Annotated in this window: 10 protein-coding genes; 3 read left to right on the top strand and 7 right to left on the bottom strand. The window is 63.9% G+C overall.

Going from position 1 to position 18,621, the window contains the following annotated elements; all coding sequences use genetic code 11:
• Nucleotides 1-4: 4 nt before the first annotated feature.
• A complete protein-coding gene (locus IDM28_RS14865) occupies nt 5-166 on the bottom strand; it encodes a hypothetical protein (RefSeq protein ID WP_181003808.1) in 162 nt (53 codons plus the stop codon).
• A 139-nt stretch (nt 167-305) separates the two neighbouring features.
• On the opposite strand from IDM28_RS14865, the gene IDM28_RS14860 reads away from it, so the two are divergent.
• The 3 genes from IDM28_RS14860 to glgB are packed head-to-tail and all read left to right on the top strand — an operon-like array spanning nt 306 to nt 7,875.
• Complete coding sequence (locus tag IDM28_RS14860) at nt 306-2,324, top strand: alpha-1,4-glucan--maltose-1-phosphate maltosyltransferase (protein ID WP_188036333.1); 2,019 nt, start codon at nt 306-308, stop codon at nt 2,322-2,324.
• Nucleotides 2,325-2,349: 25 nt separating this feature from the next.
• Nucleotides 2,350-5,661: a maltose alpha-D-glucosyltransferase gene (gene treS / locus IDM28_RS14855; protein WP_101320932.1), complete on the top strand. Its 3,312-nt coding sequence runs from the start codon at nt 2,350-2,352 to the stop codon at nt 5,659-5,661.
• Nucleotides 5,662-7,875, top strand: a complete 2,214-nt coding sequence (gene glgB, locus IDM28_RS14850; RefSeq protein ID WP_188036332.1) for a 1,4-alpha-glucan branching protein GlgB — start codon at nt 5,662-5,664, stop codon at nt 7,873-7,875.
• A gap of 48 nt (nt 7,876-7,923) precedes the next feature.
• On the opposite strand, the gene IDM28_RS14845 is transcribed toward glgB, so the two are convergent.
• The 6 genes from IDM28_RS14845 to treZ form a co-directional block, all read right to left on the bottom strand.
• Nucleotides 7,924-9,000, bottom strand: a complete 1,077-nt coding sequence (locus tag IDM28_RS14845) for an autotransporter outer membrane beta-barrel domain-containing protein (protein WP_188036331.1) — start codon at nt 8,998-9,000, stop codon at nt 7,924-7,926.
• Nucleotides 9,001-9,406: 406 nt separating this feature from the next.
• The gene (gene glgX / locus IDM28_RS14840) at nt 9,407-11,560 is read right to left on the bottom strand and encodes a glycogen debranching protein GlgX (RefSeq protein WP_188036330.1); all 2,154 of its coding nucleotides are present in this window, start codon (nt 11,558-11,560) and stop codon (nt 9,407-9,409) included.
• A 151-nt stretch (nt 11,561-11,711) separates the two neighbouring features.
• The gene (locus IDM28_RS14835) at nt 11,712-12,032 is read right to left on the bottom strand and encodes a DUF2934 domain-containing protein (RefSeq protein ID WP_101320924.1); all 321 of its coding nucleotides are present in this window, start codon (nt 12,030-12,032) and stop codon (nt 11,712-11,714) included.
• Nucleotides 12,033-12,046: 14 nt separating this feature from the next.
• A complete protein-coding gene (locus IDM28_RS14830) occupies nt 12,047-14,815 on the bottom strand; it encodes a malto-oligosyltrehalose synthase (protein WP_188036329.1) in 2,769 nt (922 codons plus the stop codon).
• On the bottom strand, nt 14,812-16,881 hold the full coding sequence (gene malQ / locus IDM28_RS14825) for a 4-alpha-glucanotransferase (RefSeq protein ID WP_188036328.1): 2,070 nt from the start codon (nt 16,879-16,881) through the stop codon (nt 14,812-14,814). The genes IDM28_RS14830 and malQ overlap by 4 nt, the downstream gene beginning before the upstream one ends.
• The gene (treZ, locus tag IDM28_RS14820; RefSeq protein ID WP_188036327.1) at nt 16,878-18,620 is read right to left on the bottom strand and encodes a malto-oligosyltrehalose trehalohydrolase; all 1,743 of its coding nucleotides are present in this window, start codon (nt 18,618-18,620) and stop codon (nt 16,878-16,880) included. Before treZ ends, malQ begins: the two co-directional genes overlap by 4 nt.
• Nucleotide 18,621 lies beyond the last annotated feature (1 nt).

The raw sequence follows: 18,621 nt of genomic DNA, 5'->3' as shown, positions 1-18,621 counted from the left end.
ATGCTCAAACCTTGACCGGCGGTTCCTCACTCGGCGGATCGCCCACCGTAGGCGGCATGGTCGGCTTGATCGGCAACTCATCGGGATCATCCTGCGGCACCGGCGGCGGCAAGCTTGGATCGTCGATGTTCGGATCGGGTGTCTCCGCCGGGATTGGAATGTTCATGGCCTGACCTCGCTGGGTAAATGAGGGATGCAAAGGCTTTGAACCACGCCTGCGCCATTTGCTCATTTTTTTTTGAACCCCCCACGCGTTCGACGGCTCTGAACCCTTACCGCCTCAAGCCCACAGGGAGCAAGGTCCGATGTCTCGCAACGAGCCCTTCGAAAGCGTGCCCATGGCCAATGACCACCCGGATCAGGCGATCAGCCTGGCCCAGGCGTTGCTGGCGCCGCGTCTGGTCATTGAAGACACCGCACCGGTACTCGACGGCGGCACCTTTGCCGCCAAGGCCATCAGCGGCCAGCCGGTGATGGTCAGCAGCAAAGTCTACAGCGACGGCCATGATCGGCTGATGGTGCTGCTGCACTGGCGTGAAGCGCGCAGCCGCGAGTGGCACAGTGTGCCGATGGAGGACGCCGGCAATGATCTGTGGCTTGGGCAATTCACCCCGACTGGATTGGGCCTGCACCTGTTCATCATCGAAGCCTGGATCGATCCGTACGCCACCTACTGCTACGACCTGGAAAAGAAATTCAACGCTGCGGTCGAGATCAAGCTGGAGTTGGAGGAGGGCCGCCTGCTGTTGGGCAAGGGCGCCGAGCGCACGGACGGCGCCTTGCGCGAGCAGATTCTGACGCTGCAATCGCGTCTGGCCGAGCTCGATGAGCAAGCCCAGGTTGCATTGCTGCTCGGCGAAGATGCGGCGCGCCTGATGGCCGAGGCCGAGCACCGCAGCTACCTGACCCGCAGTATCGAATTCCCTCTGGACGTCGATCGCCCGGCGGCGCAGTTCGCCAGTTGGTATGAGCTGTTCCCGCGCTCGATCACCGACGACCCGGCGCGCCACGGCACTTTCAACGACGTCCATGCGCGCCTGCCGATGATCCGTGACATGGGCTTTGATGTGCTGTACTTCCCGCCGATTCACCCGATTGGCCGCAGCCACCGCAAAGGCCCCAACAACTCACTGCAGGCCGGCCCTGATGACCCGGGCAGCCCGTATGCGATCGGTAGTGCCGATGGCGGTCATGACGCCATTCACCCGCAGCTGGGCAGCCGCGAAGACTTCCGCCGGCTGGTGGCTGCAGCCGCCGAGCACGGCCTGGAAATCGCCCTCGACTTCGCCATTCAGTGCTCACAAGACCACCCCTGGCTGGTCGAGCACCCCGGTTGGTTCAGCTGGCGCCCGGACGGCACCATCCGCTATGCGGAAAACCCACCGAAGAAATACCAGGACATCGTCAACGTCGACTTTTATGCCGCCGACGCCGTGCCCTCGCTGTGGCTGGCGCTGCGCGATGTGGTCATCGGCTGGGTCGAGGAGGGGGTCAAGACCTTCCGCGTCGACAACCCGCACACCAAACCGCTGCCGTTCTGGCAATGGCTGATCGCCAATGTGCGTAGCCAGTACCCTGACGTATTGTTTCTTGCCGAGGCCTTCACCAAACCCGCGATGATGGCCCGGTTGGGCAAGGTCGGCTATGCGCAGAGCTACACCTACTTCACCTGGCGCAACAGCAAGCAGGAGCTGCAGGAGTACTTCGAGACACTGAACCAGCCGCCATGGAGCCACTGCTACCGGCCGAATTTCTTCGTCAACACGCCGGACATCAACCCATTCTTCCTGCAGCGCTCAGGCCGTGCCGGCTTTCTGATTCGCGCCGCGCTGGCGACCATGGGCTCAGGGCTGTGGGGCATGTACTCAGGCTTTGAACTGTGCGAAGCGGCGGCGATTCCGGGCAAGGAGGAATACCTCGATTCGGAGAAGTACGAGATCCGCCCACGCGACTTCACCGCGCCCGGCAACATCATTGCCGAGATCGCCCAGCTCAACCGCATCCGCCGGCAAAACCCTGCCTTGCAGACGCACCTGGGCGTGGCGTTCTTCAACTGCTGGAACGACAACATCCTGTACTTCGCCAAGCGCACTGCCGACCGCGAAAACTACATTCTGATCGCGATCAACCTGGACCCGGACAACGTCCAGGAGGCGAACTTTGAACTACCACTGTGGGAGCTGGGCCTGGATGACAACGCCGACACCTACGGCGAGGACTTGATGAACGGCCACCGCTGGACCTGGCACGGCAAGACCCAGTGGATGCGCATCGACCCGAGTTATCAGCCGTTTGGTATCTGGCGTATCAGCGCCGCGCAGTAGCCTTGATCTCGTACAGGAGTCGCACATGGCCAAGCGTTCACGCCCGGCAGCTTTTATCGACGACCCGCTCTGGTACAAGGATGCGGTGATCTATCAGTTGCACATCAAGTCGTTTTTCGACGCCAACAATGATGGCATCGGTGATTTTGCCGGGCTGATCAGCAAGCTCGACTACATCGCCGAGCTGGGCGTCAACACGCTGTGGCTGCTGCCGTTCTACCCGTCGCCGCGGCGTGATGACGGCTATGACATTGCCGAGTACAAGGCGGTGCACCCGGACTACGGCAGCATGGCCGATGCCAAGCGCTTCATCGCCGAGGCGCACAAGCGCGGCTTGCGGGTGATCACCGAGCTGGTCATCAACCACACCTCCGACCAGCACCCGTGGTTCCAGCGCGCGCGCCATGCCAAGCGTGGCAGCAAGGCGCGGGACTTCTACGTGTGGTCGGATGACGACCAGAAGTACGACGGCACGCGGATCATCTTCCTCGATACCGAGAAGTCCAACTGGACCTGGGACCCGGTTGCCGGGCAGTACTTCTGGCACCGCTTCTACTCGCACCAGCCAGACCTCAACTTCGACAACCCGCAGGTGCTCAAGGCCGTTATCGATGTAATGCGCTACTGGCTCGACATCGGCGTCGACGGCCTGCGCCTGGACGCGATCCCGTATCTGATCGAACGCGATGGCACCAATAACGAGAACCTGGCTGAAACCCATGTAGTGCTGAAAGCCATCCGTGCCGAGATCGACGCCAACTACCCGGACCGCATGCTCTTGGCCGAGGCCAACCAATGGCCGGAAGACACCCGGCCGTACTTTGGCGAGGGCACTGGCGACGAATGCCACATGGCGTTCCACTTCCCGCTGATGCCGCGCATGTACATGGCCCTGGCCATGGAAGACCGCTTCCCGATCACCGACATCCTGCGCCAGACGCCCGAGATCCCGGCGGACTGCCAGTGGGCGATCTTCCTGCGTAACCACGATGAGCTGACCCTGGAGATGGTCACTGACCGTGAGCGCGATTACCTATGGAATTACTACGCTGAAGATCGCCGCGCCCGGATCAACCTGGGCATCCGCCGGCGCCTGGCGCCGCTGCTGCAGCGTGACCGCCGGCGCATCGAACTGCTGACCAGCCTGTTGCTGTCGATGCCCGGTACGCCGACCCTGTACTACGGCGATGAGCTGGGTATGGGCGACAACATCTACCTGGGCGACCGCGATGGCGTACGCACGCCGATGCAGTGGTCGCCGGACCGCAACGGTGGTTTCTCTCGCGCCGACCCGCAGCGGCTGGTGCTGCCACCGGTGATGGATCCGCTCTACGGCTACCAGACGGTCAACGTCGAGGCCCAGGCCCACGACCCGCATTCGCTGCTCAACTGGAACCGGCGCATGCTCGCCGTGCGCAAGCAGCAAAAGGCCTTCGGACGCGGCAGCATGAAGACCCTGACGCCGAGCAACCGGCGCATTCTGGCTTACATCCGCGAGTACACCGATGCCAATGGCAACAGCGAAACCATCCTCTGCGTGGCCAACGTTTCTCGCGCCGCGCAGGCGGCCGAGCTCGACCTGTCACAGTACGTCGATAGGGTGCCGGTGGAGATGCTCGGCGGCAGTGCCTTCCCGCCGATAGGCCAGTTGCCGTTCCTGTTGACCTTGGCGCCTTACGGCTTCTACTGGTTCGTCCTCGCCTCGCGCGAGCGCATGCCCAGCTGGCATGCCGAACCTGCAGAAAGCCTCCCTGAACTGACCACATTGGTGCTGCGTAAACGTATGGAAGAGCTACTTGATGCCCCCGCACGAGACGCCCTGGAAACTTCGGTACTGCCGCAATACCTGCCCAAGCGGCGCTGGTTTGCCGGCAAGGAAGCACCGATTGACCAGGTTCGGCTGAGCTACGGCGTCCGCCTGGCTACGGCCACCACGCCGGTGTTGCTGGCCGAGCTGGAAGTGCTCAGCAATGGCGTGACCACCCATTATCAATTGCCATTCGGCCTGCTGCCTGAAGACCAGATCCACAGCGCGCTGCCGCAGCAACTAGCCTTGTCGCGCGTGCGCCGGGGCAGTCAGGTTGGCCTCATCACCGACGCCTTCGTGCTCGAGCCGTTCATTCGTGCGGTGCTGCGTAACTGCCAGGACGGCACCGTGTTGCCTTATGAGCATGGCGAGTTGCGCTTCCAGGCGACTGACCTGCTGGCGCCGCTTGGGCTGGATGAAGACAGCCCGGTGCGCTACCTGAGTGCCGAGCAGTCGAACAGCTCGGTGGTGATCGGCGATTGTGTAGTACTCAAGCTGATCCGCCGGGTCAATCCGGGTATTCACCCCGAGCTGGAAATGAGCGCCTACCTGACCGCTGGCGGCTTTGCCAATATCTCGCCGCTGCTGGCGTGGGTCAGCCGAGTGGATGCGCAGAAAGAGCCAAATCTATTGATGATCGCCCAGGGCTACCTGAGCAACCAGGGCGATGCCTGGGCCTGGACTCAGAACACTCTGGAGCGCGCGATCCGCGATGAAATGGAGCCCACCCGTACTGACGCTGAAGCGCACACCGATGCCCTGACCGAGCTCAACGGCTTTGCTGCATTGTTCGGTCAGCGTCTGGGTGAAATGCACCTGCTGCTGGCCACGCCGACCGAGGACGAGGCGTTCGCGCCGCGCGCCAGCAGCGCCGACGACAGCGCCCGCTGGGGCGAGCAGATCAGCGCCGAACTGACCCACGCGCTGGACCTGCTGGCGCAGCACCGCGATAGCCTCGACAGCGAAAGCCAGGCCTTGGTCGACGACCTGCAGCAACAGCGCGACGGCCTTGCCAAGCGCGTCGAGGAGCTGGCTCAACAGGCCCAGGGTGGCTTGCTCATGCGCGTGCATGGTGACCTGCATCTGGGCCAGGTGCTGGTGGTGCAGGGCGACGCTTACCTGATCGACTTCGAGGGCGAGCCGGCCCGGCCGCTGCAGGAGCGCCGCGCCAAGCACAGCCCGTACAAAGATGTCAGCGGCGTGCTGCGCTCGTTCGACTATGCTGCTGCGATGATTCTGCGCAGCGACTCGGCAGTAGACCTGTCCGACGCCGCGCGGCAGGCCCGGCAGCGGGTTGCCCGGCAGTACCTGCACCAGTCGCGTCACGCCTTCGTCGAAGCCTATGGCCTGGCCACTGCCGCCATGCCCCACGCCTGGGAGCAGGCCGATGGCGAGCGCGCGGCACTGGAGCTGTTCTGCCTGGAAAAGGCTGCTTACGAAATTACTTATGAAGCCGAGAACCGGCCAAGCTGGCTGGCCGTGCCTTTGCATGGTCTGCATGGACTGATCAGTACCTGGGGAGAGTCATAAATGAACGCAATCAAGCGTGACAACGGCGGCCTTCGGCAACGGGACATCGACGCCCTGGCCCGCGCCGAGCACGCCGATCCATTTGCCGTGCTCGGCCCGCACCCGGATGGTGCGGGCGGCCAGTTCGTGCGTGCTTTTTTACCGGCCGCGCTGAGCGCCAAAGTCATTTCGCGCAGCGATGGCAGCGTGCTTGCCGAGATGCAACAGGGCAGCGTGCCCGGCCTGTTCAGCGCCCACATGGCGCAGCCGCAGGACTATCAACTGGCAATCAACTGGGCCGGTGGTGAACAGGTCACCGAAGACCCGTACAGCTTCGGCCCGCAGCTGGGCGACATCGACATGCACCTGTTTGCCGAAGGCAATCACCGTGACCTGGCCGGGCGTTTTGGCGCCCAGCCAATGCAGGTCGACGGCGTCGACGGCGTGCTGTTCTCGGTGTGGGCGCCGAACGCCAAGCGGGTCTCGGTCGTCGGCCATTTCAACAACTGGGACGGCCGCCGCCACCCGATGCGCCTGCGCCATGGCGCCGGGGTCTGGGAGTTGTTTGTGCCGCGCCTGGGCGTTGGCGAAACCTACAAGTTCGAAGTGCTCGGCCAGGATGGTGTACTGCCGCTCAAGGCCGACCCGTTGGCACGCGCCACCGAGCTGCCGCCCAGCACTGCCTCGAAAGTGGCCGGCCCGTTGGGCCACGAATGGCGCGACCAGGACTGGATGGAGCAACGCGCCCAGCGCCATGCCTACAACGCGCCGCTGTCGATCTACGAGCTGCACGTAGGCTCGTGGCAGTGCGAGCTGAATGACAGCGGTGAAGTAGCCCGACTGTATAACTGGCGTGAGCTGGCCGAGCGCCTGGTGCCCTATGTGCAGGAGCTGGGTTTCACCCACATCGAGATGCTGCCGATCATGGAGCACCCGTTCGGGGGCTCGTGGGGATACCAGCCGCTGTCGATGTTCGCACCGACGTCGCGCTACGGCACTGCCGAAGATTTTGCTGCCTTCATCGACGCCTGCCACCAGGGCGGCATTGGCGTGATTCTCGACTGGGTGCCGGCGCATTTCCCGACCGATGAGCACGGCCTGGCGCGCTTTGACGGGACTGCATTGTATGAGTACGAAAACCCACTGGAGGGCTTCCATCAGGACTGGAACACGCTGATCTACAACCTCGGCCGCAACGAGGTGCGCGGGTTCATGATGGCCTCGGCGCTGCACTGGCTGAAGCACTTCCATATCGACGGCCTGCGCGTCGATGCCGTGGCCTCGATGCTCTACCGCGACTATTCGCGCAAGGCCGGCGAGTGGGTGCCCAACCGCCATGGCGGCCGCGAGAACCTGGAGGCCATCGACTTCCTGCGTCACCTCAACGGGGTGGTTGCCCATGAGGCGCCCGGGGCCTTGGTTATTGCCGAGGAATCCACCTCCTGGCCCGGCGTCAGCCAACCGACCCAGCAGGGTGGCCTGGGCTTTGACTACAAGTGGAACATGGGCTGGATGCACGACACCCTGCATTACATCCAGAACGACCCGGTACACCGCAATCACCACCACAACGAGATGAGCTTCGGCCTGATCTATGCCTACTCCGAGCATTTCATCCTGCCGATTTCCCACGACGAAGTGGTGCATGGCAAGCATTCGCTGATCGACAAGATGCCCGGTGACCGCTGGCAGAAGTTTGCCAACCTGCGCGCCTACCTAGCATTCATGTGGATGCACCCAGGCAAGAAGCTGCTGTTCATGGGCTGTGAGTTTGGCCAGTGGCGTGAGTGGAACCACGACCAGCAGCTGGACTGGTACCTGCTGCAGTACTCCGAGCACCAGGGCGTCAAACAGCTGGTTGGCGACCTCAACCGCCTGTATCGCGAACTGCCGGCGCTGCACGAGCAGGATTGCCAGCCGCAGGGCTTCCAGTGGCTGATCGGCGACGACGCGCAGAACAGTGTATTTGCCTGGTTACGCTGGAGCAGCAGCGGCGAGCCATTGCTGGTGGTGGCCAACTTCACCCCAGTGCCGCGTGAGGGCTACCGGGTTGGCGTGCCGTTTGCCGAGCACTGGCAAGAGCTGCTCAACACCGACGCACAGGAGTATGCCGGCTCCAACGTCGGCAATCTGGGCGCCGTAGCGACTGAAGCGCTGCCGGCTCATGGGCAGCCGCTGTCGTTGGCGCTGAACCTGCCGCCCCTGGGCGTATTGGTGCTTAAGCCAGCCAACTGAATCCAGTCCGGGCAAGCCGCAGCCTCGCTGCAGCTTGCCCGGATCGGTTCACCAGCGCATTTTCACACCCAGGCTGCCAATCAGCCCATTCAGGTCATTGTCGTCGACGTCGCTGCTGTAGTCGGCGCTGACGAACAGCGCCACATCCGGCGTCATCCGCGCCACCAGCCCCAGGCCAAGTTCGACCGTGGTCGACTTGCGCGAGCTGGAAATCTTGTCGACCTGATCCAGCTGCACGCCATCGGCATTGCTGAAGTCGTACCAGACGTTTGTCCGCAGGTAGGGTTCGACCGGCGTTCCGCGTACATCATAGCGGGCCGACAGTTTGGCCCCGACGCGGCCGCTCCAGTTCGGCTGGCTGTCGAACGCCTGCAACGTCGCCTCCTGCGCCTGGCTACCGGGGAAGAACTGCTGATTGATCAACTGCGCCTGCGGCTCGATCACCCAGCCACCACCCAGACCAATAGGCAAACCGCCCTCGACCGAGAAGGTCATGGCGTGACCGCTATCGTCCAGGCGCTGGCCGCTGTCGCTGCGGCCGCTGACGTCGATGCGCGTGCCCATGGCCACGGCATCCAGGTGCCAGCCCTTGTCATTACTCATGCTCCAGTACACGCCCAGGCTTTCGCCGCTGAGGCTGACTGCATTGCGCTGCTTGTCGCCAAGCAGCGGGCGCATGCCGTTGAACGAGCTCTGCAGGTTGTTCTGGCCGACGAAGATGCCGGCGCGGTGCAGGTTGCCGGCAGATGATTCGCGCACCAGCAGGTCAGGGCCGACGATCAACTGCTGGCTGCGGGCTTCGAGCTGATTTTGCGTGGGGGCGCTGCTGCGCGGCAGGCCGGGAAAAAGCTGCGCCCATTGGTTGCCGTCCACGTCAGGCCGGGGCCGCTGCTGACGCTCGCTCAGCCGTTCTGAGAGGGCGCTCAGGGTATTGATGTTCAAGCCGCTGGCGCTGACCGGATCAAGCGCAAACTGCGCCGCAGCCGGTTGCTGCCAGAGGCTGGCGAAGGGTTCGTCGTCCTGCTGATCGAAAGCAAAAGTTTCCACCGGGGTTGCCAGAAGCAGCGACGTGGAAACCGCGTAGAAAACCTGCTCCATCCGTGATGGATGCGCTGTCTTGTTCATGGCGGTTCTCCTCTGTTGTCATTGAATACAGCCAAGGGGCCTGGCCTGTTGTCACGGGCTGTACGGCACACATCAGAGGGCGACCCAAACCAGCACGCAGGGCGTGTTCAACGCGCACGAAGGCGCGCGCCAGAGCGCCCGGCGCGAAATTTTTACTTCAGTTGGTAAGTTCAGCTAAGGAGACCGCAGCGCTTGCGTCAAGAATCTGTGAAGGGCGTGTCGATGAACTGGCAATGGAGGTAAAGGATTGGAATCGTTGAACAATTCAAGGCGCATAGCGAGGATCGCTATTTGCCTTGAATTGGCTATGCCGAAACATTGCTAGCGGCGTGTGACTTTTCGGTGTGTGACCTGCACCTCTGCAGCGATACAGCGCTGCAGAGGTGCATCAGTCATCAGCCCGCACTCAGTCGTCGTCGTGCTCCAGCACCATCAGCAGGAACGAACGGCCGGTCACCTCGAAGGTGGTGCCGAACTCCAGCCGCTCAGCCTTGCGCAGCTCAGGTCGGTCGGTGTCGATCAGGCAGTTCCAGCGCTCGCCCTGTGGCACCGAAGGCAGCAGGAACGGCACCGTGTCGTGGTGCGAGTTGACGATCAGCAACACGGTGGCCTCCGAGCCTGGGCGGGCGATGCCGCTGACCTGCGCACGGCCATCGATGAGCATGCCCAGGCAACGCCCGTGCGGATCTTCCCACTGCTCGACGCTCATCTCGTTGCCATCCGGCGCCAGCCAGGTGACATCCTTGACGCCGATCGCTTCGTTGTAATCGCCGACCAGGAAGCGCGAGCGACGCAGCACCGGGTACTTCAGGCGCAGGCGGGTGAGGCGTTTGACGAAGGCCAGCAGTTCGCTGCCTTCTTCGTCCAGGTCCCAGTTGATCCAGCCGATCTCGCTGTCCTGGCAATAGGCATTGTTGTTGCCGTGCTGGGTGCGGCTGAACTCGTCACCGGCAACGATCATAGGCGTGCCTTGGGCAAGCAGCAGGGTAGAGAAGAAGTTGCGCATCTGGCGCATGCGCAGGGCGGCGATCTCGGGATCTTCGGTCGGGCCTTCGGCACCGCAGTTCCACGACATGTTGTTGCTGGTGCCGTCCTGGTTGTTCTCGTCGTTGTCTTCGTTGTGCTTGTCGTTGTACGAGACCAGGTCACGCAGGGTGAAGCCGTCGTGGGCTGTGATGAAGTTGACCGAAGAATACGGGCGCCGGCCGCGGTTGTTGAACATGTCGCCGGAGGCAGTCATGCGCGCGGCAAAGTCGGCCAGCTGGCCTTCGTCGCCTTTCCAGAAGCTGCGCACCGTATCGCGGAAGCGGTCGTTCCACTCGGCCCAGCCCGGCGCAAAGTTGCCGACCTGGTAACCGCCTGGGCCGCAGTCCCACGGCTCGGCGATCAGCTTGACCTGGCTCAGCAGCGGGTCCTGGCGGCAGGCGACGAGGAAGCTGTGGCGCTCGTTGTAGCCATCATGGTAACGGCCGAGGATGGTCGCCAGGTCGAAGCGGAAGCCGTCCACGCGCATCTCGCCGGCCCAGTAACGCAGCGAGTCGGTGACCAGTTGCAGCACGCAGGGGTGGCTCAGGTCGAGGGTGTTGCCGGTGCCGGAGTCGTTGATGTAGTAGCGCTTGTCATCCGGCATCAGGCGGTAGTACGAGGCATTGTCGATACCGCGCATCGACAGCGTCGGGCCTTGCTCGTTGCCTTCGGCGGTGTGGTTGTAGACCACATCGAGGATCACTTCGAGGTCGGCGTTGTGCAGGTGCGCAACCATCTCCTTGAACTCGGCGATCTTGCCGCTGGCCAGGTACGCCGGGTGCGGCGCGAAGAAGGCGATGCTGTTGTAGCCCCAGTAGTTGCTCAGGTCTTTTTCCAGCAGGTGCTGGTCGTTGACGAAGGCGTGGATCGGCAGCAGCTCGATCGACGAAACGCCCAGATCCTTGATGTGCTTGAGCAGATCATCGTTGGCCAGGCCGGCGAAGGTGCCGCGCAGCTCTTCTGGCACCGAAGGGTGGCGCATGCTGATGCCACGGGTGTGGGCTTCGTAGATGATGGTCTGATCCCACGGCACCTGCACCCGGTGGTCGCGGCCCCAGGTAAAGGCCGGGTCGATGACCTTGCACTTGGGCACGAACGGGGCGCTGTCACGCTCGTCGAACGACAGGTCGCCATCGGGATGGCCGATGGTGTAGCCGAACAGCGCTTCGGACCACTTCAGGGTGCCGACCAGCTGTTTGGCGTAGGGGTCGATCAACAGCTTGTTAGGGTTGAAACGATGACCGTTCTGCGGCTCGTACGGGCCGTACACACGGTAGCCGTAAACCAGCCCCGGGTGGGCGTCTGGCAGGTAGCCGTGATAGATCTCGTCGGTGTATTCAGGCAGCTCGATACGCTCGAGCTCCTGCTCACCGCTGGAATCGAAGATGCACAGTTCAACCTTGGTGGCGTTGGCCGAGAACAAGGCGAAGTTGACGCCTAGGCCGTCCCAGGTAGCACCGAGGGGGAAGGGCATGCCCTCGCGAATGCGCGAGGGAGCAACGGAGCGGGTTTTCTTTTGGGCACGGGGGCTCATGGCAGACCTCGATGGCAAGGGGAATGGGTGGGCAAAGGTGTTCGTACGGCGGGTAGCTCATGCCAGCCACGGCGCCGCTGCAAACTTGCTTTGCAGGACGGCGCCGGGGTGCTGGAGGCGTTGAGCTCAACCGCTACGTAATTGTTGCGTTTCAGCTGCCGGCAGGTTTCTTCGCAGTGCGAGGCTTCTTCGCGGCGGCTGGTTTTTCTGCTGCGCTGGCGGCAGGTTTGGCCTGTGCTGCTTTGCTCTGGGCGGCGCTGGGCTTTGGCTGCGCGGCAGCTTTGGGCTCGGCAGCGGCCTTGGGCTTGGCTGCAGGTTTTTTACGGGGCTCGGCCTGGGGCGAGCTGGCTTCCGCTTCGACGAGCTTGCGGGCCATTTCCCAATGGCGTTCCTCATGACCCTCTGGCTTGCCTTCGGACTCCCAGATTTCGTAGGCAAACTGGCGAATACGCTTTTCGTTGGCACTCATCATGACGCTCCTGATACTCAAGATTGTTGTATCAACAGATTGACCGGGCATTGCGCCAATACCTCGCGCAAATTCAGCGCTCTAGTAGGGCTGACCGCGCGGCTGGCAAAAAGTCCAGTCCAATGTGCAGTGGACTCGGCAAACGGCAGAATCAGCTGTGTGTTGCCCCAGTTCTGCGCTGGGATCAACGGTGTGCTGGCAGTGCCCAGCAAGCTGCTGGCCAGGCGCGGCACCACCACGATGGCGCGCTCGCCCGCGGCAACACGGGCAAACGCGAGGACCTTGTCGGCATGTTCGCCCTGTACCTCCAGCGGCAGGTAGTCACCACGGCGGAACAGCTGCGGGTGCGCCATGCGCAGGTCCAGCACCTCGGCGATCAGCGCCTGTTTGATGCGCCCATCGCGCCATTGCCCAAGCAGCTCGGCCAGTGGCGTGCTGGCATCCAGCGTGGCCCGTCTCAGAGCGTAGTCGACCGGGCGCCGGTTGTCCGGGTCAACCAGGCTGAAGTCCCAGTACTCGTTGCCTTGGTACAAGTCTGGCACGCCCGGAGAGGTCATCCGCAGCAGGGTCTGGACCAGGCCGTTGAGTGCGCCTGGGCAGGCCAGCGCCTGTGCAGCTTCGGCCAGCGAGTTGCGCAGTTGCTGGTGATCACGCTCCAGCAATAGGCCATCGACAAACGCCGCCGAGGCGGCCTCGTAAGCCTCGTTTGGAGCACTCCAGGCGCTGCGCAGTTTGGCTTCGCGCAGGGCTTTTTGCTGCCACTGGCGGATGCGCTCGGCGTATTGCTCCAACGCGCTCTGATCGTTCAGGTCAAGGTGCAGCGGCCAGCTGCCGAGCAGGGTCTGATACAGCATCAGCTCGTCGCCCGGGCTCGGTGCCGGGCCATCGTCCAGCGCCTCGCGCAGCGGCTCGGCCAATTCGCGCCAATGCTCGACACGGCCCGCCAGCCATGGCCCGCGTTCGCTGAGTACGGCCAGCCGAGCACGGCAATCTTCTCCGCGTTTGTGGTCGTGGGTGGCGGTGGCCAGCAGGTTGTCCGGGAAGTCACGCAAGCGCCGCTGCGCTTCTTCATGGAACGCCTCGGGCGGTGCGCTGAAACGCTCGGCTTCAAAGCCAACGTCATTGCGCGACAACAACCGCGCCGAGCGATAGAAGGCCGTGTCCTCGACCGCTTTGGCGGCGCTGGGCGCGGTCAGTTGCTGGAAGCGCACGCAGGCATGACGCAGCTGCTTGCGCGCGCGGCCCGGTGGCAGGCTGCGCCAGCGCTGGCCGCCGAGCCACTGCTCGAGCTGGGTCAGCAGCGGCCAGTCGGCTTCAGCGAGGGTCTGCCGGGCAGCGAGCAAGGCCTGCTGGAAGAACACTTCGTCTTCGGCAGGACGGCCGAGGGCGTTGATGTAGGTGCGGTACACCGAGTAATGCTCGACCAGCGCCTGCAAGGCGCGGCGAATCGCACCCAGGGTCAGGTCGCGGGTCATCAGGTCGTCGCGGGCCACTTGCAACAAGGCCTGCGCCACCGATTCGCAGTCGCCGGCCAGGCTCGCGTTGAGCACCAGTCTGCGCGCCTGGCGGACTTCTTCCTCGAACTCGGGGCGTTCGCTGACTTCGCGCCAAAGCTCGGTCAACGGCGCCTCACCGGCCGGGTCGTGCTGCACCAGCGACACCTGGTTCATGAACTCGTAACCGGTGGTGCCGTCGGTCAACCAGTCCTGATGCAGGTGCTCGTCGACGCCGAGGATTTTCTCGACGTAGATCGGGAAGTGCTCCACGGCGGCTTCCACTGGCCGAGCGGCGAGCAGGCTGTCGACCCGTCGGCGCAGTTTGCGGCAGTAACCACGAGGGTCGGCCAGGCCATCGATATGGTCGATGCGCAGGCCATCGACCAGGCCGCGTTCGATCAGCTCGAACAGCTTCGCATGAGTCGCCTCGAACACCACCGAACGCTCAACGCGCAGGCCGCCCAGTTCATTGATGTCGAAGAAGCGCCGCCAGTTGATGTCGTCGGCAGCGGTGCGCCAGCTGGCCAGGCGATAGCTCTGCCGTTCGAGCAGCTCGTGCAGGCGATGGAAGCCTTGCTCACTGCTGCTGTCGAAGGCGGCCAAGGCTGGCTCCAGCGAGGTGCCGGCGTTGACCCGGCGGGCCAGTTCGGCGTGCAGCGCCTGGGCGTCGATCAGCGGCTGCGCCGAACCGCGCAGGGCAGTGAAGTGCTGGGCCAGGTCTTGCAGCTGTGGACTGTGGCTGAGGATCTGACCGTAATCGGCCGGGCAGATCGGGAAGCGGTGATCGTAATGAGCAACCTCGAGCACGCCGGTCGTGGCATCGAAGGTCAGCGGCAGTTCGCCGTTCTGCAGGGCCTGGCCATAATCGCTGCCGAGAAACGGCAGTAGCAGTTGACCGGCCAGCAGCGGGTCGGCGGAATGCCACTGGATGTCGAAGAATTCGGCATAGGGGCTGCGTCGACCCCAGGCCAGCAGGCTCTGCCACCAGGGATTGTCGGCGCCACCGACGGCCATGTGGTTGGACACGGTGTCGAGAATGAAGCCCATGCCGTGCTGGCGCAGGGCGGCAATCAGGCGCAGCAAAGCTGCCTCTCCACCCAGCTCCGGGTTGATCTGGGTCGGGTCGACCACGTCATAGCCATGACGTGACCCGGCGCGGGCCTTGAGGATCGGCGAGGCGTACACATGGCTGATGCCCAGGCGGGCAAAATACGGCACCAGCGGCACTGCATCGTCAAGGGTGAAGTCGCTGTGCAATTGCAGGCGCACAGTGGCGGTCAAGGCTTTCATCGGTCACGCTCCCAAGCTTGCTCGCGGGCTTGCGCCAGCAGTTCCAAACGCCGTGCAGCGTCTTCGTCATCGAGTAGTTCAGTTACAGGCTTGGCAAAACGCCGCCGCCAGTTGGGGTGGCCTTCGGTAGTGCCGGGCAGGTTGGGCTGCTCATCGCTGCCAAGCAGGTCTTCCAGCGGGATCAGTACCAGCGGCGCGCGGGTATGGCCGACAAAGCGGATAGCCGCGTCAATCAACTCGTCGTTACCGGGCAGCGGGCCGTAGTTGCTTTCCAGCAGGCTGCGCAGGCCGTCGCACTCTTTTTGCCGGTCGTGACGCCAGTGCAGCTCGGCGGTGGCATCGAGCAGCTGCAGGCGATGGCTCCAGTCGATATCGCGGCTTTGCAGCCAGCCGGCGAGGGGCGCCAGGTCATGGGTGCCGGTGGTGGCCATGGCGTCGTCCGGCCAGTCCAGTACCGTCTTGAAGTGGCCGGTGGAGTGCTGCTCGAAAGGCAGTACGCGCATGCCCAGCAGGGCCTTGCTCGCCAGCGTTTCGCGCAGGCCGTCGGGCACGGTGCCAAGGTCTTCGCCAAGTATCACCGCCTCATGCTTGACCGACTCCAGCGCCAGCAGGCGCAGCAGGTCGTCGAGCGGGAAATTCAGGTACGCGCCTTCGCCGGGTTTGGCGCCGTTGGGGATCAGCCACAGCCGGCGCAGGCCCATGACGTGATCGATGCGCAGGCCGCCGGCATGTGCCAGGTTGGCCCGCAGCATTTCGATGAAGGCGCGGTAGCCGTTGCGCTTGAGGCCTTCCGGGGAGAACGCACTGATGCCCCAGTCTTGCCCGGAGCGATTGAGGATATCCGGCGGTGCGCCGACGGTCAGGCTGGCGAGCAGTTCATCCTGCCGGCTCCAGGCCTGGCTGCCGGCGCCGTCGGCACCCACGGCGAGATCGGCGATCAGGCCGATGGCCATGCCGCCGGCAACTGCCGCTTGTTGCGCGCGTTGCAGGCTGCGCTCGGTCAGCCACTGGCAGAAGGCATGGTATTCGACCCGCGACGGATGTGCGGCGGCCAGCGCTTCGACTTCAGGGTGGTGAGGGTCTTGCCAGGCTGGCGGCCAGTTACGCCAGTCGCCGCTCATGCCCTGAGCGACGGCTTCGGCCTGCAGCAGCTCAAAACGGCAGTGCAGCGTGAGCGGCTCGCCGGCGGCGGCGCAGAAACTGTCAAAGTCCTCACGTAGCGGATGATTGCCCTGATTGAAGTCTTTGTAGAGGGCTTCCAGTACGCGCTGTTGCGCGTCGGCGGCCACCGGCCAGTTGACCAGCGGCTCCTGCTCCAGTGCATCGAGGGTTGGCTGCAACAGGCAGGATTCCACAGCTAGGCGCACCGCACGCTCACCGAGCACCGTGGCGGGGCTGGCGTAGAGGCTGTTGAGCTGCAGCCGGCTGGAAGGCGAGTAGGGGCTGAAATGCTGCTGATCGGCCAGGCTCAAGGCATGGATGGGGCTGATCGCGATGGCGTCGGCACCGCGCTCGGCAGCGCTGCGGGCGAGTTGCTCCAAGGCCATGCAATCGCCGTAACCGCCGCCACCTTCCCGGCGCAGGCTGTACAACTGAGCGGCCAGGCCCCACAGCCGCGCAGGCGGCTCGTCAACGGCTTGTTCAAGGCTGTAACAGCGCGGCGGGCAAACCGCCACGGTGAACTCGCTCTGCTCGATCTGCAGTTGATGGTAACCAAGCGGCAGGGTGCCCGGCAGCCGCGCCTGCTCGTCCAGTTGCAGCTCGAGCGGGTCGCCGTTTTCCAGCACGCACTGCACAGCGCTGCCCGCCGGGAAGTAATGTATCAGCGACAGCGCCTGGTCGACCTCGCAGGTCAACAGCGGCGGCAGGTGCTCGCCGTCTTCGGCGTGTTCCAGATCACGCAGGCTGGCAGTGCTCGCGGCATCATCGTCAGCAGGGTGGCCGAGGCCGGCCAGGACCTGGCGCAGGACCTCGTCACTGACCTGTTGCGGGCGGTTGTTGGCGTCTATCCAGTCTCGGGCCAGGCCGGCCCGAGCGGCCAATTGGTGCAGGGGCGAGTCGCTCATGAAGGTTCCAGGCCAGAAGGGATCAGGCTGACCACGCAACTGTGCGCGGTCAGGGAAGTGTCAGGGTGGGCATCGGCGCCGGTGTCGAACAGGCGCCAGCGGGCGGTGGGCAGGTTGGCGTTGACGGCAGTGCCGCCCAGATTGAGGTCGATGCGCAGCTCGCTGCCGTTGCCCAACTGCCAGCGCGCGCTGACGGCCTTGTCGCCGAGCACTTCGCAGCCCAGTGCGCGGGTGCCGGGCAAATGCGGGACGATATGCCGAGCGCGCAGTTGCAGCAGTTGCTGGTATAAGCCGTGCCAGCCGGCCAGTACCTGCTGGCCATCAAGCCGTGAGGCGTTGAAGGTCGCGGCGGCGTTCGGGTCGGGGATCTTGGCGCGGGTATCGGGGTTGGCAAATGCGGCGAAATGGGCAAACTCGCCGCGGCGCCCCTCACGTACTGCATCGGCCAGTTCGTCATGGAAGTCGGTGAAGAACACGAACGGCTGGCAGCTGCCTTCTTCATCGCCCATGAACAGCAACGGGATCATCGGCGACAGCAGCAACAGCCCGGTTGCGGCACGCAGCGCCTGCGGCGGACAGAGGCGTGTCAGGCGCTCGCCCATGGCGCGGTTGCCGATCTGGTCGTGGTTCTGCAAAAACAGCACGAACGAGGTCGGCGGCAGATGCCCGCTGGGTTCACCACGCGGGGTGCCGTGGCGAGTGTTCTGCCCCTGGAACACGAACCCCTCGCTCAGGCAGCGAGCGAGCTTTTCAACTGGACGGTCCTTGTAGTCTTCGTAATACCCTTCCACTTCGTCGGTCAGCAGCACGTGCAAGGCGTTGTGGCCATCGTCGTTCCACTGCGCGTCGAAGCCCTGTTCGAGCAGGTCGGCCTGATTGTGCTCGTTTTCCAGTACCAGCCAGACCTGTCGGTCCGGTTCTACTGCAGCACGCACCCGGGCGGCCAGCTCGACCAGGAAATCCGGTTGGTCGATAGCATGCACCGCATCCAGGCGCAGGCCGTCAATGCGGTAGTCACACAGCCACATCAGAGCGTTCTGGATAAAGTACTCGCGCACCTCGGGCTTGCGAAAATCAATCGCGGCGCCCCATGGCGTCTGCCGGTCTTCACGGAAGAACGGGTCAGCGTAGGCGTGCAGGTAGTTGCCGTCCGGGCCGAAGTGGTTGTAGACCACATCGACCATCACCATCAGGCCGTGGCCGTGGGCTTTATCAACCAGTGCACATAACTGCTGCGGGCTGCCGTAAGTGTGCTGCGCAGCGAACGGCAGCACGCCGTCGTAGCCCCAATTACGCTCGCCTGGGAACTGCCCCAAGGGCATCAATTCGATGGCAGTTACGCCCAGCTCAGCCAGCCGCGGCAGTTGCCCGGCGACCCCGGCATAGCCATCCAGCAGGCCGACGTGCACTTCCTGGATAACTGCTTCATGCCAAGGCCGGCCCTGCCACGGGTGCAGCCAGGGGTAGGCAGCAAGGTCGACCAGTTGGCTGGGGCCATGTACGCCCTCGGGCTGATAGCGCGAGGCCGGGTCGGCCACTTCCAGTTCAGCGTTGACCCGATAGCGATAACGGCTGCCGGGCGGGCAGGCGACATCGATGCTGAACCAGCCATCGCTGTCACGCTGCATATCGATTTCAGGTTGGTCTTGCAGTTGCAGGCTCACGCTGCGCGCATCCGGCGCCCAGAGGGCGAAGCGCGCGGACGTGGCGTCCAACATATGTGCGCCATGTCTGTGCATC

Source organism: Pseudomonas sp. EZ-C24 (assembly GCF_014525325.1).
GTDB lineage: Bacteria > Pseudomonadota > Gammaproteobacteria > Pseudomonadales > Pseudomonadaceae > Aquipseudomonas > Aquipseudomonas shirazensis.
The sequence above is the reverse complement of the archived record's forward strand: the minus strand, read 5'-3'. Positions and strand labels throughout refer to the sequence as shown.